This window comes from Ensifer sp. 38_S197, assembly GCF_056924495.1.
In genome coordinates this window covers 2,285,910-2,300,662 of record NZ_JBXOVZ010000002.1, presented here as the reverse complement: position 1 = coordinate 2,300,662, position 14,753 = coordinate 2,285,910, and the positions used below count along the sequence as shown (strand labels likewise).

Genomic DNA, 14,753 nt, shown 5'->3' with positions numbered 1-14,753 from the left:
TCCTTACTCTGCGATACGCTGCACGAAGCGCGTCTTGACAGAGAGCTTGGCAGCGCCAAGACGAAGTGCCTCACGGGCAAGTTCTTCGCTGACACCATCGATCTCAAACATCATTCGGCCGGGCTTGACCTTGCATGCCCAGTATTCGACCGAACCCTTACCCTTACCCATGCGGACTTCCGTCGGCTTGGCGGTGACGGGAACGTCAGGGAACACGCGGATCCAGACGCGGCCGGCGCGCTTCATGTGACGCGTGATCGCGCGGCGGGCCGCTTCGATCTCGCGCGCATTGACGCGGTTCGGTTCCTGAGCCTTCAGGCCGAATTCACCGAAGGCGAGATCAGAACCGCCCTTGGCAACGCCCTTGATGCGGCCCTTGAACTGCTTGCGATACTTCGTACGCTTTGGCTGCAACATTTTTTTACTTCTCCGATATTGGCTGCCAAACGCGAATGTTACGCGTTTTCACGACGGCGGTCACGATCGCCACGGTCGCGATCACGGCCGGCCGGGCCCTGGTTGTCACTTTCGATCGCGCGACGCTCGGAAGCCATCGGATCGTGCTCAAGGATTTCGCCCTTGAAGATCCAGACCTTGATGCCGCAGATACCGAAAGCGGTTTCCGCTTCGGCCGTGCCGTAGTCGATGTCCGCACGCAGCGTGTGCAGCGGAACGCGACCTTCGCGGTACCATTCGGTACGAGCGATTTCGGCGCCGCCGAGACGACCGGCGCAGGTGATCTTGATGCCTTCGGCGCCAAGACGCATGGCCGACTGAACAGCGCGCTTCATCGCACGGCGGAAGGCCACGCGGCGCTCGAGCTGCTGGGCGATCGACTGGGCGACGAGCGTTGCGTCAACTTCCGGCTTGCGCACTTCGACGATGTTGAGGTGCGTTTCGGAGTTGGTCATCTCGGAAAGCTTCTTGCGGAGCTTTTCGATGTCGGCGCCCTTCTTGCCGATGATCAGGCCCGGACGAGCCGAGTGGATCGTGACGCGGCACTTCTTGTGCGGACGCTCGATGACCACCTTGGCGATACCGGCAGCCTTCAGTTCTTCCATCAGGTAGGCGCGGATCTTCAGGTCTTCGTGAAGAAGCTGGCCGTATTCGGCATTGTCCGCGAACCAGCGGCTATCCCAGGTCCGGTTGATGCCGAGACGGAAACCGATCGGATTAATCTTCTGGCCCATTATGCGGCCTCCCCTTTGGCTTCCACTTCACGAACGACGATCGTCAAGTGAGAGAACGGCTTTTCAACACGCGATGCACGGCCGCGACCACGAGCATGGAAGCGCTTCATGACGATCGACTTGCCAACGTAAGCTTCTGCGACGACGAGCGAATCGACGTCGAGATCGTGGTTGTTCTCTGCGTTTGCGATCGCAGATTCAAGGGTCTTCTTGACCGTTTCTGCGATGCGCTTGCGGGAGAACTCCAGTTCGGCCAGAGCGCGGTCGACCTTCTTGCCGCGGATCATCGCGGCAACCAGGTTGAGCTTCTGGGGGCTGACGCGGATCGTGCGCGCAACTGCCTGCGCCTCATTATCCTTCAGCCGGCGTTCGGCTTTTGCCTTGCCCATTGTTACTTCCTCTTTGCCTTCTTGTCCGCGCCATGACCGTAGTAGGTCCGGGTCGGAGAGAATTCGCCAAACTTGTGGCCGACCATGTCTTCGTTGACGCTGACCGGAACGTGCTTGCTGCCGTTGTAGACGCCGAAGGTGAGACCGACAAACTGCGGAAGGATCGTGGAGCGGCGGCTCCAGATCTTGATCACTTCGTTACGACCGCCTTCGCGGACCTTCTCAGCCTTCTTGAGAAGATAACCGTCAACGAACGGACCTTTCCATACTGAACGAGTCATTCGAGACTTCCTCTCTTACTTCTTCTTCTGATGCCGCGAGCGCATGATGAACTTGTCGGTCGACTTGTTCGAGCGCGTACGCTTGCCCTTCGTGGGCTTACCCCACGGGGTAACCGGGTGACGACCACCCGAGGTACGGCCTTCACCACCGCCGTGCGGGTGGTCAACCGGGTTCATGACGACGCCGCGAACGTGCGGACGCTTGCCGCGCCAACGCGAACGACCAGCCTTACCGTCATTGATGTTGCCGTGATCGGGGTTCGATACGGCGCCGATCGATGCGAGGCAGGAACCGTGCACGAGACGCTGTTCGCCCGAGTTCAGACGAAGGATCGCCATGCCCTGGTCGCGACCGACGAGCTGCGCATAGGTACCGGCGGAGCGCGCCATCTGGCCGCCCTTGCCCGGCTTCATTTCCACATTGTGGATGATGGAGCCAACCGGGATGTACTGCAGCGGCATCGTGTTGCCAGGCTTGACGTCAACGGCCTTCTCGGAAGCGATGACCTTGTCGCCGGCAGCGAGGCGCTGCGGAGCGAGGATGTAGGCCTTTTCGCCGTCGGCGTAGTTGACGAGCGCGATGAAGGCGGTGCGGTTCGGGTCGTATTCCAGACGCTCGACCGTGCCTTCAACGTCGAACTTGCGACGCTTGAAGTCGACCAGACGGTAGGTACGCTTGTGACCGCCGCCCTGGAAACGAACGGTGATGCGACCGAGGTTGTTGCGACCGCCCTTGGAGGACAGGCCTTCGGTCAACGCCTTGACCGGCTTGCCCTTGTAGAGGCCAGCCCGGTCTACGATGACCAGCTGACGCTGGCTCGGGGTCGTCGGATTGAAACTTTTCAATGCCATTTTCTTGTTCCCTTTTGGGTTTTTACCCTAATGGGCCTATCCGTTAGAGACCGGTGGAGACGTCGATGGACTGACCGTCGGCGAGCGTGATGATCGCCTTCTTCACGTCCTTCTGCTTTCCGGCAAAGCCGCGGAAACGCTTCGTCTTGCCCTTGCGGACGAGCGTGTTCACGGCCGTAACCTTGACGCCGAACAGAGCTTCGACAGCAGCCTTGATTTCAGGCTTCGAAGCGTCCTTGGCGACGTTGAAGACGACCTGGTTCTGTTCGGAAACCAGCGTCGACTTTTCGGTGATCGAGGGGGACACGATCACGTCGTAGTGGCGAAGATCCGTCATTTGAACCGCTCCTCCAGAGCTTCCACGGCAGCCTTGGAAAGCACGAGCTTGCCACGGCGCAGAATGTCGTAAACATTGATGCCCTGAACCGGCAGAACGTCCACGTTCGGGATGTTCTGGGCTGCGAGCTTGAAGTTGTTCTCGATCTCGGCGCCGCCGATGATCAGAGCGTTGGTAAGGCCGAGCGATGCGAACGCACCGGCGAGAGCCTTGGTCTTGGCTTCCTTGGCAACGAGATCGTCGATGACGATGATCTCTTCAGCCTTCAGCTTGGCCGAGAGCGCATGACGCAAGCCGAGGGCGCGAACCTTCTTCGGCAGATCATGCTCGTGGCTGCGGACGACCGGGCCATGGGCCTTGCCACCGCCGCGGAACTGCGGAGCGCGAGCGGAGTGGTGGCGGGCGCGGCCCGTACCCTTCTGCTTGTACATTTTGGCGCCGGTGCGCGAAACTTCCGCGCGGCCCTTGGCCTTGTGCGTGCCCTGCTGCTTCTTGGCGAGCTGCCAGCGAACGACGCGGGCAATGATGTCTTCACGGGGTTCGAGGCCGAAAATGGCGTCAGAAAGGGAAACCTTTCCCGCGTCCTTGCCCTCGAGGGTTTTGACGTTGAGATCCATTACTCGGCTCCCTTACTTCGATGCTTCGGCGCGCACGGCGGCCGGGCGCGGAGCGCCTTCCGGGGTGCCCGACTTGATGGCGTCACGAACGACGATCCAGGCACCCTTGGAGCCGGGGACTGCGCCCTTGACCAGGATCAGACCGCGGTCTTCATCGGTCGATACGACTTCGAGGTTCTGGGTGGTGACGCGGGTCTGACCCATGTGACCAGCCATGCGCTTGCCCTTCCAAACGCGGCCCGGATCCTGGTTGGAACCGGTCGAACCGTGCGAGCGGTGCGATACGGAAACGCCGTGCGTTGCACGCAGACCACCGAAGTTGTGGCGCTTGATCGCACCAGCAAAGCCCTTACCGATCGTGGTACCGGTAACGTCGACGAGCTGGCCGGCAACGAAATGGTTGGCCGTCAGTTCTGCACCGATGTCGATCAGGTTGTCCGCGGTAACGCGGAACTCGACGAGCTTCGCCTTCGGCTCGACGTTGGCAGCAGCAAAATGGCCGCGCATCGCCTTCGGCGTGTTCTTGACCTTCGAACGGCCGGCGCCCAGCTGGACAGCCACGTAGCCGTTCTTCTCTTCCGTACGCTGGGCTACCACCTGGCAGTTCTCCAGCTTCAATACTGTAACCGGGATATGCTCACCGGCGTCGTTATAGACGCGGGTCATTCCCACTTTCTGTGCAATCACACCTGAACGCATCGGTTCATTCCTCTTGAGAGTTAGTGACGGGGCAAGCCCCCTCACATCTCTGGTTTAAGGTTTCCTTGAGATCATCCGATCTTGAGGTCGCCCGTTTTCGGAAGCCGTTGGACCGGGGTCCACGTACCTTCCTTGTTATTAAAGCTTGATTTCCACGTCGACGCCGGCAGCCAGGTCGAGCTTCATCAGCGCGTCAACGGTCTGCGGGGTCGGATCTACGATATCGAGAAGGCGCTTGTGGGTGCGCATTTCGAACTGTTCACGGCTCTTCTTGTCGACGTGCGGCGAGCGGTTGACCGTAAACTTTTCAATGCGCGTCGGCAGCGGTACGGGACCGCGCACGCTTGCACCGGTACGCTTTGCCGTCGACACGATTTCGCGCGTCGAGGCGTCGAGGATCCGGTGATCAAACGCCTTGAGGCGGATGCGGATGTTCTGGCCGTTCATACGACTTATCCTTGTTCATGTTGTCTGCGGTTTCCGTGGAAAAACACGCATTGAACTTCGTTTATGTTCGGCCAGTCCGCTAATTTTCAAAGATCGGAGGGACAGGGTTTCCCCTGCCCCTTCCTATTTGAGCGGCCGTGGCCGGCCTGTTCCTTTGTGAGCGCACAACGTCGAAGCACCGTGCAAATCACGCGTGGGCGCCATTTGCACTATTTCGTCGTCTTCGGCAAGCCGTGCGACCAACTAAATCTTTCGGGGCGGCTATGACGGAGGCGCATAGCATGCGCCTCACTTCATTTCCGCCCTTAGTCCCGTCGATTACTCGACGATGGAGGCAACGATGCCTGCGCCGACGGTACGGCCGCCTTCGCGGATCGCGAAGCGCAGCTTTTCTTCCATCGCGATCGGAACGATCAGCTCGACGTCAACCGTGACGTTGTCGCCCGGCATGACCATTTCCGTGCCTTCCGGCAGCGTCACGATGCCCGTCACGTCCGTCGTGCGGAAGTAGAACTGCGGACGGTAGTTCGTGAAGAACGGCGTATGACGGCCGCCTTCTTCCTTCGTCAGGATGTAGGCTTCAGCCTTGAACTTCTTGTGCGGCTTGACCGAACCCGGCTTGCACAGGATCTGGCCACGCTCGACGCCGTTGCGGTCGACACCGCGCAGCAGCGCACCGATGTTGTCGCCAGCCTGGCCCTGGTCGAGCAGCTTGCGGAACATTTCAACGCCCGTGCAGGTCGTCTTCGTCGTCGGACGGATGCCGACGATTTCGATTTCTTCGCCGACCTTGACGATGCCGCGCTCAACGCGACCGGTCACAACCGTACCACGGCCCGAGATCGAGAACACGTCTTCGATCGGCATCAGGAACGGCTGGTCGATCGGACGCTCGGGCGTCGGGATGTAGGCGTCAACCGCTGCCATCAGCTCGCGGATCGCGTCTTCGCCGATCTTCTTGTCCGAATCTTCCAGAGCAGCAAGCGCCGAGCCCTTGATGATCGGAATGTCGTCGCCCGGGAATTCGTAGGACGACAGAAGTTCGCGAACTTCCAGCTCGACGAGCTCGAGAAGCTCGGCGTCGTCAACCTGGTCGACCTTGTTCAGGAACACGACGATCGCTGGAACGCCGACCTGGCGGGCGAGCAGGATGTGCTCGCGGGTCTGCGGCATCGGGCCGTCAGCGGCCGAGCAGACCAGGATCGCGCCGTCCATCTGCGCCGCACCCGTGATCATGTTCTTGACGTAGTCGGCGTGGCCGGGGCAGTCAACGTGAGCGTAGTGACGGTTCGGCGTCTCATACTCAACGTGCGCCGTCGAAATCGTGATACCACGGGCCTTTTCTTCCGGAGCGGCGTCGATCTGGTCATACGCCTTGAACTCGCCGAAGTACTTCGTGATCGCTGCCGTCAGCGACGTCTTGCCATGGTCAACGTGGCCAATCGTGCCAATGTTAACGTGCGGCTTGTTGCGCTCAAATTTGCTCTTTGCCATTTCCGGCTCTCCGTTTTCTATCCCCTCTCGGGGAAAACTTTCTATCTGCTTTCAGCGTATCGGTATTCCGGTCACTTCTGACCGGAATACTTTGCCTGGATTTCCTGTGCGACGTTCGACGGGACCGGCGCGTAGTGATCGAAGGTCATCGTGTACTGTGCACGACCCTGCGACATGGAGCGCAGGTTGTCGACGTACTTGAACATGTTCGCCAGCGGAACGTTTGCGTTGATCACAACGGCAACGCCACGCGATTCCTGGCCCTGGATCTGGCCACGGCGGGAGTTCAGGTCGCCGATAACGTCGCCGACGTAGTCTTCCGGCGTCACGACTTCCACCTTCATCATCGGCTCAAGCAACTGTGCACCAGCCTTCTTGGCTGCTTCACGGAAGCAAGCACGCGAAGCGATTTCGAAGGCCAGGACCGACGAGTCGACGTCGTGGAAGGCACCGTCGATGAGCGTCGCCTTGACGCCCAGCATCGGGAAGCCAGCAAGCGGACCCGAGGACAGAACGCTTTCGATACCCTTCTGAACGCCCGGGATGTATTCCTTCGGAACAGCACCACCGACGATCTTGGATTCGAAGACGAAATCTTCGCCGTCCGGGTTCGGTTCGAATACGAGCTTGACGCGCGCGAACTGACCGGTACCACCGGACTGCTTCTTGTGCGTGTAGTCTTCTTCGTGCTGCCGGGTGATGGTTTCGCGGTAAGCAACCTGCGGCGCACCGACGTTGGCTTCAACCTTGAACTCGCGACGCATGCGGTCGACGATGATGTCGAGGTGAAGTTCGCCCATGCCGGCGATGATCGTCTGGCCGGATTCCTGGTCGGTCTTGACGCGGAACGACGGGTCTTCGGCTGCCAGGCGGTTGAGCGCGAGGCCCATCTTTTCCTGGTCGCCCTTGGACTTCGGCTCGATCGCGATCTGGATAACCGGTTCCGGGAATTCCATGCGCTCGAGAACGACCGGCTTCAGCGGATCGCAGAGCGTGTCACCCGTGGTGGTTTCCTTGAGGCCGGCGAGAGCAACGATGTCGCCTGCGAAGGCTTCTTCGATGTCTTCACGCGAGTTCGAATGCATCTGCAGCATACGGCCGACGCGCTCGCGCTTGTCCTTGACCGTGTTCATGACCGACGAGCCCTTTTCGAGCTTGCCCGAGTAGATGCGGGCGAAAGTCAGCGAGCCGACGAAGGGGTCGTTCATGATCTTGAACGCGAGCATTGCGAGCGGCTCGGCGTCGTCAGCATGACGCTCGATTTCAGCTTCGGTCTTGACGTCGATGCCCTTGATGGCCGGAATGTCGACCGGCGACGGCAGGTAGTCGACGACGGCGTCGAGGAGCGGCTGAACGCCCTTGTTCTTGAACGCGGTACCGCAGAACATCGGGTGGAACTTCACGTCGATCGTGCCGCGGCGAACGAGTTCGCGGATCTTGTCATTCGAAGGCATGTTGCCTTCGAGGTAGGCTTCCATCGCGGCTTCGTCGATCTCGACAACGGTCTCGATCAGCTTTTCGCGATATTCTTCGGCCTTGTCCTTCATGTCGTCCGGGATCTCGACGACATCCCACTGGGCGCCGAGCGATTCATCGCGCCAGACGAGAGCGTTCATCTCGATCAGATCGATGACGCCCTTGAAGTCGCTTTCAGCGCCGATCGGCAGCTGCATGACGACGGCGGTCGCACCGAGACGGGTCTTGATCATCTCGACCGAGCGGTAGAAGTCGGCGCCGGTCTTGTCCATCTTGTTGCAGAAGATCATGCGCGGAACATGATACTTCTCAGCCTGACGCCAGACGGTTTCCGTCTGCGGCTCAACGCCGGCGTTGGCGTCGAGCAGCGCGATGGCGCCGTCGAGAACGCGCAGCGAACGCTCGACTTCGATGGTGAAGTCAACGTGGCCGGGGGTGTCGATGATGTTGAAGCGGCGGGTTTTGCCGTCACGGCCCTTCCAGAAGGTCGTCGTCGCAGCAGACGTGATCGTGATGCCGCGTTCCTGTTCCTGCTCCATCCAGTCCATGGTAGCGGCGCCGTCGTGGACTTCGCCGATCTTGTGGGACTTGCCGGTGTAGTACAGAATGCGCTCGGTCGTCGTGGTCTTGCCGGCGTCGATGTGCGCCATGATACCGAAGTTACGGTAGTCTTCGATTTTATATTCGCGTGCCATAGTGGACTGCCTCTTGAGACGTTCGCGCCAGAATTACCAGCGATAATGCGAGAACGCACGGTTGGCATCAGCCATCTTGTGCGTGTCTTCGCGCTTCTTCACGGCGCTACCACGGTTGTTCGCTGCGTCCATGAGTTCGCCGCAGAGGCGATCAACCATGGTCGTTTCGTTACGCTTGCGTGCGGCCGCAATCAGCCAACGGATGGCGAGGGCCTGGCGACGCTCCGGACGAACGTCGACCGGAACCTGGTAAGTAGCACCACCGACGCGGCGCGAACGCACCTCAACATGCGGCGCAATGTTGTCGAGCGCGGAATGGAATACGGTGATCGGCTCCTGCTTCAGCTTGACCTGGACCGCATCGAACGCGCCGTAAACAATGCTTTCCGCTACGGACTTCTTGCCGTGCAGCATGATTGCGTTCATGAATTTCGTGACAACCAGATCACCGAACTTCGGATCCGGGTTGATCTCACGCTTTTCTGCTCTGTGACGTCGGGACATACTTCTCGTCTCTTTAACTGTTTCAGCGCTTTACCACGCGGAGGACCTCGCGCAGCGCCGGGATTTTCAAAACCGAATTACTTCGGACGCTTCGCACCGTACTTCGAACGGCGCTGCTTGCGGTTCTTAACGCCCTGCGTATCGAGAACGCCACGGATGATGTGGTAACGAACACCCGGAAGGTCCTTAACGCGGCCGCCGCGGATCATAACAACCGAGTGTTCCTGAAGGTTGTGACCTTCACCCGGAATGTAGCCGATGACTTCGAAGCCGTTCGTCAGACGAATCTTGGCAACCTTACGGAGAGCCGAGTTCGGCTTCTTCGGGGTCGTCGTATAAACGCGGGTGCAAACGCCGCGCTTCTGCGGGTTTTCCTGCAGAGCAGGAACCTTATTGCGCTTTACCTGTGCCTGACGCGGCTTGCGGATCAGCTGGTTTACGGTAGGCATATACCCATCCCTTGCAAAATCTTATCACGTTACCCTTGCGGGCGGATCGTTGCCGTCGCCGGCAGTGTCGAACGCCTCATGAAATGCGCAAAACAGGGGCCGATCCGCCTTTCCGCAGATGGCCCCAAATAAAGCAGAGGACGCACTATCTCGCGCGTCTTGCGTGCAGCATTGTAGTCGTCGGCGTGCGTTTCGAACCTTGTTTGAGGCGAACTCCAGAACGCGACGTTCCGAACCAGCCAGCCTCACATGGGCTCCGATGCGGCGGGGTGTACTGATTTCAAGGCCAACAGTCAAGGGCAATTAAGAAATATTCCATCGCCCGCAGGCCCGATACGCCTGCAAAACAAGGCTTTTGCACATGGTTTCGACCCGGCGCTCGCCTCTTTGGCCCTTCAACAGGCGGAGTGTCCGACAGGGTTAAGGAATCGGCAACCACTTTGTGGGGGTTTTCCACGGTCTTCGAGTCGGGCACCGCAGAAGCGCTCCAGGAGCGCTGCATTTCCATCGCGCTGGACAGAAAAGGGCGCTAAGGTCGCGCCAGCCAAACGAAAGGAAACAAAATGGCCGTCACCCCAGACAACGACAATGCCCCGGACGAACCGATGGTATTCATCATCATCGGCAAGGCCTATGAGACCGACGGCGACGAAGACGGCGTGGACATTCACGTGATGCTCAAGGCGCCCGACGACGATACCGCCGTTCGCGAGACACTGAACGCCCTTGCCGAAGAGGGTTTTCTCGAGGCTGATCTGGACCAGATCGGCACACTGACCGAGGTGCCGAGCGAGGAACCTCACGCCTCTGCCTACCAAGGCGCACTCGAAGGCGAAGTGGCGATCATCCGCTTCAGTTGAGCCTTGCGAGCGAGCAACCTGCGCCCTCGCCGCTTGTGCGCGGGCCGCACCTCCCCAAAAGAAGAAGCCGCCGAGAGCGATCTCGGCGGCTTCTTCGTTGTCTGGACAGGGGGCGGAAACCCGCCCTCCCCGCTTATTCGGCGGCTGCGTTCTCGTTGGCGAGATCGGCAAGCATCGGCGTTGCGGTCTCGGCACCCGTGCCACGACGACGTTCTTCCAGGATCATTTCGTCGCGCGCGGTTGCGATGCGGCGAATCTGGGTCATCGTGCCACCGGTACCGGCCGGGATCAGGCGACCAACAATAACGTTTTCCTTCAGACCCTGCAGGCCGTCCGTCTTGCCGGCAATCGCGGCTTCGGTCAGGACCTTGGTGGTTTCCTGGAACGACGCGGCCGAGATGAAGGACGGCGTCTGTAGCGAGGCCTTGGTGATACCGAGCAGAACCGGGTCGCCATAGGCCGGCTTCTTGCCTTCGGCAATCAGCGCGTCGTTGACGTCTTCGAGTTCGATCCGGTCGACATTGTCACCGACAATGTAGGTCGAGTCACCGGCGTCGGTGATTTCAACCTTCTGCAGCATCTGACGAACGATGACCTCGATGTGCTTGTCGTTGATGACAACGCCCTGCAGTCGGTAGACTTCCTGGATTTCGTTGACCAGGTAGGAAGCGAGTGCTTCCACGCCCTTGATCGCCAGAATGTCATGCGGCGCCGGGTTGCCGTCGAGGATGTAGTCGCCCTTTTCGATGTAGTCGCCATCCTGAAGATGGAAGGGCTTGCCCTTCGGGATCAGGTATTCGACCGGCTCGACACCGTCTTCCGCCGGCTCGATCAGAACGCGGCGCTTGTTCTTGTAGTCGCGGCCGAAGCGGATCGTACCATCGATCTCTGCGATGATGGCGTGGTCCTTGGGACGACGGGCTTCGAACAGTTCGGCAACGCGCGGCAGACCACCGGTGATGTCCTTGGTCTTGGCGCTTTCGAGCGGCGAACGGGCGAGAACGTCACCCTGGCTCACCTTCTGGCCCGGCTCGACCGAGAGGATCGCGTCAACCGAGAGCAGGAAGCGGGCTTCGCCGCCACGCGACAGCTTGGCAACTGCGCCGTTCTTGTCCTTGATGACGATCGCCGGCTTGAGGTCCGTACCACGCGGAGTCGAACGCCAGTCAATAACCTGACGCTTGGTGATGCCGGTGGATTCGTCGGTCGCTTCAAGCACCGAGATGCCGTCGACGACGTCTTCGAAATGAACGGTACCTTCCACTTCCGTCATCATCGGGCGGGTGTAGGGGTCCCACTCGGCGAGACGCTGACCGCGCTTCACCTTGTCGCCATCGTCGACGAGGATCTTCGAGCCATAGGCAACGCGCTGCGAAGAACGCTCGACGCCACGCTCGTCCAGGATCTGGACCGCCATGTTACGACCCATCGCGACGAGAACGCCGTCCGAGTTGCGCAGCATGTTGCGGTTCTTGATCTGGACCGTACCTTCGTAGGACGCTTCCAGGAACGACTGGTCGACCACGGTCGCCGTACCACCAAGGTGGAAGGTACGCATGGTGAGCTGGGTGCCCGGCTCCCCGATCGACTGTGCAGCGATGACGCCAACCGCTTCGCCCATGTTGACCGGCGTACCACGAGCCAGGTCGCGGCCGTAGCAGACGCCGCAAACGCCCGTCTGGATTTCGCAGGTCAGCGCCGAACGGATACGGATCGACTGGATACCAGCCTTCTCGATCTCGATGACGTCGGCCTCGAGGATCATCCGGCCAGCATCGACGATGCGAGCGCCGGTGACCGGGTGATCGATGTCGTCCAGAGCCGTACGGCCAAGAATACGAGCGCCGAGCGAAGCCACGACCTGACCGGCATCGACGATCGCCGTCATGGTGAGACCGTTTTCGGTGCCGCAATCGACGGAGTTGACGATGCAATCCTGCGCGACGTCGACAAGACGGCGGGTCAGGTAACCGGAGTTCGCGGTCTTCAAGGCGGTGTCGGCCAGACCCTTACGGGCACCGTGGGTCGAGTTGAAGTACTCGTTAACGGTGAGACCTTCCTTGAAGTTCGAGATGATCGGCGTCTCGATGATTTCACCCGACGGCTTGGCCATGAGGCCGCGCATGCCGCCCAGCTGACGCATCTGGTTCGGAGAACCACGGGCGCCGGAGTGCGACATCATGTAGATCGAGTTCATCGGCTTCTGACGGCCGTTTTCGTCGAATTCCACCGCTTTAATGCGGGCCATCATCTCGTCGGCGACCTTTTCGGTCGCCTTACCCCAGGCATCGACAACCTTGTTGTACTTTTCGCCCTGGGTGATGAGGCCATCGTTGTACTGCTGCTCGTATTCCTTCACGAGCGCTTCAGTGTCACCGACGATCTTCACCTTGGTGTCCGGGATGACCATGTCGTCCTTGCCGAACGAAATGCCGGCGCGGCAGGCATGGGCAAAGCCGAGCTGCATGATGCGGTCGCAGAAGATGACCGTGTCTTTCTGGCCGCAATGACGGTAGACCGCGTCGATCATCTTGGAGATGTTCTTCTTGGTCATTTCCTGGTTGCAGATGTCGAACGGCACGTTGACGTTGCGCGGCAGCAGTTCACCAATGATCATGCGGCCAGGCGTGGTTTCATAGATCTTCGAAACCGGGTTGCCCTCGGCATCGACGGTCTTGAAGCGGCCACGGATCTTGGCATGCAGGGTCACGGCCTTGGTTTCGAGCGCGTGATGCAGCTCGCCCATGTCCGAGAACGCCATGCCTTCGCCCGGCTCGTTCTGGTTCAGGATCGACAAGTAGTAGAGGCCGAGAACCATGTCCTGCGACGGAACGATGATCGGCGCGCCGTTTGCCGGGTGCAGAATGTTGTTCGTCGACATCATCAGCACGCGGGCTTCGAGCTGGGCTTCGAGCGACAGCGGCACGTGAACGGCCATCTGGTCACCGTCGAAGTCGGCGTTGAACGCCGTGCAGACGAGCGGATGCAGCTGGATCGCCTTGCCTTCGACCAGGGTCGGTTCGAAGGCCTGGATGCCCAGGCGGTGCAGCGTCGGCGCGCGGTTCAGGAGAACCGGATGCTCGCGGATGACCTCGTCGAGGATATCCCAGACTTCCGGCTTTTCCTTTTCAACGAGCTTCTTGGCCTGCTTGACGGTCGAGGAGAAGCCCTTGGCGTCAAGGCGCGCATAGATGAACGGCTTGAACAGCTCAAGCGCCATCTTCTTCGGAAGACCGCACTGGTGCAGCTTCAGTTCCGGACCGGTCACAATGACCGAGCGGCCGGAATAGTCGACGCGCTTGCCGAGCAGGTTCTGACGGAAGCGGCCCTGCTTGCCCTTCAGCATGTCGGACAGCGACTTCAGCGGACGCTTGTTGGCGCCGGTGATCACGCGGCCGCGACGGCCGTTGTCGAACAGCGCATCGACAAATTCCTGCAGCATGCGCTTTTCGTTGCGGATGATGATGCCCGGAGCGCGCAGTTCGATCAGGCGCTTCAGACGGTTGTTACGGTTGATGACACGGCGATAGAGATCGTTCAGGTCCGACGTTGCGAAGCGGCCGCCGTCGAGCGGAACGAGCGGACGCAGGTCCGGCGGGATCACCGGAACGACCTTGAGGATCATCCACTCCGGACGGTTGCCCGACTCCATGAAGTTCTCGACGATCTTCAGGCGCTTCATCAGCTTCTTCTGCTTCAGATCCGAGGTCGTCTCAGCGAGCTCGGCGCGCAGGTCGCCAGCAATCTTTTCCAGGTTCATCGAAGCGAGCATTTCATAGATCGCTTCAGCGCCGATCATGGCGGTGAACTGGTCTTCGCCGAATTCGTCGACGGCGAGCATGTAGTCTTCTTCGCTGAGGAGCTGGTTTTCCTTCAGCGACGTCAGACCCGGCTCGGTGACGATGTAGTTTTCGAAGTAGAGAACGCGCTCGACATCCTTCAGCGTCATGTCGAGCAGCGTTGCGATGCGGCTCGGCAGCGACTTCAGGAACCAGATGTGGGCAACCGGAGCGGCGAGCTCGATATGGCCCATGCGCTCACGGCGAACGCGCGACAGCGTGACTTCGACGCCGCACTTTTCGCAGATGATGCCCTTGTACTTCATGCGCTTGTACTTGCCGCACAGGCACTCGTAGTCCTTGATCGGGCCAAAGATGCGCGCGCAGAACAGACCGTCACGTTCCGGCTTGAACGTGCGGTAGTTGATCGTCTCCGGTTTCTTGATCTCACCGTAAGACCAGGAAAGAATCTTCTCCGGCGACGCGATCGAAATCCGGATGGAATCGAAGGTCTGTGCAGGCACCTGCGGATTGAAAAGATTCATGACCTCTTGGTTCATGCCTGTCTCCTTTACGGGCTTTACGCCCTGAGCTTGGCGAGGGTGCCGACAAATCCCGGGCGCCGGCCCCTGCCCCTTAAACAGCTAAAACCGCATTGGCTGCGGCTCTGTTCCTGCCGAAGAC

General features: G+C 59.9%; 15 protein-coding genes. 1 reads left to right on the top strand and 14 read right to left on the bottom strand.

The genetic code is table 11. From position 1 onward, the window contains the following. Positions 1 to 3: 3 nt before the first annotated feature. The 13 genes from rplP to rpsL all read right to left on the bottom strand — a co-directional run bounded on the left by rplP (position 4) and on the right by rpsL (position 9,430). Positions 4 to 417 (bottom strand): 50S ribosomal protein L16, encoded by a 414-nt coding sequence (gene rplP / locus AC1Z3V_RS24225; protein ID WP_011975175.1) that lies wholly within the window; start codon positions 415 to 417, stop codon positions 4 to 6. A 38-nt stretch (positions 418 to 455) separates the two neighbouring features. Further along, positions 456 to 1,190, bottom strand: coding sequence for a 30S ribosomal protein S3 (rpsC, locus tag AC1Z3V_RS24220; RefSeq protein ID WP_113541392.1), 735 nt, complete (start codon positions 1,188 to 1,190; stop codon positions 456 to 458). After that, positions 1,190 to 1,579: a 50S ribosomal protein L22 gene (rplV, locus tag AC1Z3V_RS24215; RefSeq protein ID WP_034795534.1), complete on the bottom strand. Its 390-nt coding sequence runs from the start codon at positions 1,577 to 1,579 to the stop codon at positions 1,190 to 1,192. Before rplV ends, rpsC begins: the two co-directional genes overlap by 1 nt. Before the next feature lie 2 nt (positions 1,580 to 1,581). Next, positions 1,582 to 1,860 carry a 30S ribosomal protein S19 gene (rpsS, locus tag AC1Z3V_RS24210; protein WP_018239488.1) on the bottom strand — a complete coding sequence of 93 codons (279 nt, stop codon included), beginning with the start codon at positions 1,858 to 1,860 and terminating at the stop codon, positions 1,582 to 1,584. Between the two features lie 15 nt (positions 1,861 to 1,875). Continuing rightward, the gene (gene rplB / locus AC1Z3V_RS24205; RefSeq protein WP_057255572.1) at positions 1,876 to 2,712 is read right to left on the bottom strand and encodes a 50S ribosomal protein L2; all 837 of its coding nucleotides are present in this window, start codon (positions 2,710 to 2,712) and stop codon (positions 1,876 to 1,878) included. 43 nt (positions 2,713 to 2,755) lie between these two features. Beyond that, the gene (locus AC1Z3V_RS24200) at positions 2,756 to 3,049 is read right to left on the bottom strand and encodes a 50S ribosomal protein L23 (RefSeq protein WP_057255571.1); all 294 of its coding nucleotides are present in this window, start codon (positions 3,047 to 3,049) and stop codon (positions 2,756 to 2,758) included. After that, entirely contained in the window at positions 3,046 to 3,666 is a 621-nt protein-coding gene (rplD, locus tag AC1Z3V_RS24195; RefSeq protein ID WP_173516253.1) for a 50S ribosomal protein L4, read from the bottom strand. Before rplD ends, AC1Z3V_RS24200 begins: the two co-directional genes overlap by 4 nt. Positions 3,667 to 3,678: 12 nt before the next feature. After that, positions 3,679 to 4,365, bottom strand: a complete 687-nt coding sequence (rplC, locus tag AC1Z3V_RS24190) for a 50S ribosomal protein L3 (RefSeq protein WP_173516252.1) — start codon at positions 4,363 to 4,365, stop codon at positions 3,679 to 3,681. A gap of 138 nt (positions 4,366 to 4,503) precedes the next feature. Next, entirely contained in the window at positions 4,504 to 4,812 is a 309-nt protein-coding gene (gene rpsJ, locus AC1Z3V_RS24185) for a 30S ribosomal protein S10 (RefSeq protein WP_003507767.1), read from the bottom strand. A gap of 318 nt (positions 4,813 to 5,130) precedes the next feature. Continuing rightward, positions 5,131 to 6,306, bottom strand: coding sequence for an elongation factor Tu (gene tuf / locus AC1Z3V_RS24180; protein WP_336174473.1), 1,176 nt, complete (start codon positions 6,304 to 6,306; stop codon positions 5,131 to 5,133). Positions 6,307 to 6,377: 71 nt separating this feature from the next. Beyond that, positions 6,378 to 8,477, bottom strand: coding sequence for an elongation factor G (fusA, locus tag AC1Z3V_RS24175; RefSeq protein WP_483502163.1), 2,100 nt, complete (start codon positions 8,475 to 8,477; stop codon positions 6,378 to 6,380). Between the two features lie 33 nt (positions 8,478 to 8,510). Next, positions 8,511 to 8,981, bottom strand: coding sequence for a 30S ribosomal protein S7 (gene rpsG / locus AC1Z3V_RS24170; protein ID WP_113541264.1), 471 nt, complete (start codon positions 8,979 to 8,981; stop codon positions 8,511 to 8,513). Positions 8,982 to 9,058: 77 nt separating this feature from the next. Continuing rightward, complete coding sequence (gene rpsL, locus AC1Z3V_RS24165; RefSeq protein ID WP_003507760.1) at positions 9,059 to 9,430, bottom strand: 30S ribosomal protein S12; 372 nt, start codon at positions 9,428 to 9,430, stop codon at positions 9,059 to 9,061. A gap of 563 nt (positions 9,431 to 9,993) precedes the next feature. On the opposite strand from rpsL, the gene AC1Z3V_RS24160 reads away from it, so the two are divergent. After that, complete coding sequence (locus tag AC1Z3V_RS24160; protein WP_483502161.1) at positions 9,994 to 10,290, top strand: transcriptional regulator; 297 nt, start codon at positions 9,994 to 9,996, stop codon at positions 10,288 to 10,290. Between the two features lie 133 nt (positions 10,291 to 10,423). Here the strand turns inward: AC1Z3V_RS24160 and rpoC are convergent, their stop codons facing one another. Next, a complete protein-coding gene (gene rpoC, locus AC1Z3V_RS24155) occupies positions 10,424 to 14,629 on the bottom strand; it encodes a DNA-directed RNA polymerase subunit beta' (RefSeq protein WP_483502160.1) in 4,206 nt (1,401 codons plus the stop codon). Positions 14,630 to 14,753 lie beyond the last annotated feature (124 nt).

Excerpts from the sequence above, each read along its gene's own strand:
- rplP (WP_011975175.1), bottom strand. The coding sequence starts at position 417 with ATGTTGCAGCCAAAGCGTACGAAGTATCGCAAGCAGTTCAAGGGCCGC.
- rpsC (WP_113541392.1), bottom strand. The coding sequence starts at position 1,190 with ATGGGCCAGAAGATTAATCCGATCGGTTTCCGTCTCGGCATCAACCGG.
- rplV (WP_034795534.1), bottom strand. The coding sequence starts at position 1,579 with ATGGGCAAGGCAAAAGCCGAACGCCGGCTGAAGGATAATGAGGCGCAG.
- rpsS (WP_018239488.1), bottom strand. The coding sequence starts at position 1,860 with ATGACTCGTTCAGTATGGAAAGGTCCGTTCGTTGACGGTTATCTTCTC.
- rplB (WP_057255572.1), bottom strand. The coding sequence starts at position 2,712 with ATGGCATTGAAAAGTTTCAATCCGACGACCCCGAGCCAGCGTCAGCTG.
- AC1Z3V_RS24200 (WP_057255571.1), bottom strand. The coding sequence starts at position 3,049 with ATGACGGATCTTCGCCACTACGACGTGATCGTGTCCCCCTCGATCACC.
- rplD (WP_173516253.1), bottom strand. The coding sequence starts at position 3,666 with ATGGATCTCAACGTCAAAACCCTCGAGGGCAAGGACGCGGGAAAGGTT.
- rplC (WP_173516252.1), bottom strand. The coding sequence starts at position 4,365 with ATGCGTTCAGGTGTGATTGCACAGAAAGTGGGAATGACCCGCGTCTAT.
- rpsJ (WP_003507767.1), bottom strand. The coding sequence starts at position 4,812 with ATGAACGGCCAGAACATCCGCATCCGCCTCAAGGCGTTTGATCACCGG.
- tuf (WP_336174473.1), bottom strand. The coding sequence starts at position 6,306 with ATGGCAAAGAGCAAATTTGAGCGCAACAAGCCGCACGTTAACATTGGC.
- fusA (WP_483502163.1), bottom strand. The coding sequence starts at position 8,477 with ATGGCACGCGAATATAAAATCGAAGACTACCGTAACTTCGGTATCATG.
- rpsG (WP_113541264.1), bottom strand. The coding sequence starts at position 8,981 with ATGTCCCGACGTCACAGAGCAGAAAAGCGTGAGATCAACCCGGATCCG.
- rpsL (WP_003507760.1), bottom strand. The coding sequence starts at position 9,430 with ATGCCTACCGTAAACCAGCTGATCCGCAAGCCGCGTCAGGCACAGGTA.
- AC1Z3V_RS24160 (WP_483502161.1), top strand. The coding sequence starts at position 9,994 with ATGGCCGTCACCCCAGACAACGACAATGCCCCGGACGAACCGATGGTA.
- rpoC (WP_483502160.1), bottom strand. The coding sequence starts at position 14,629 with ATGAACCAAGAGGTCATGAATCTTTTCAATCCGCAGGTGCCTGCACAG.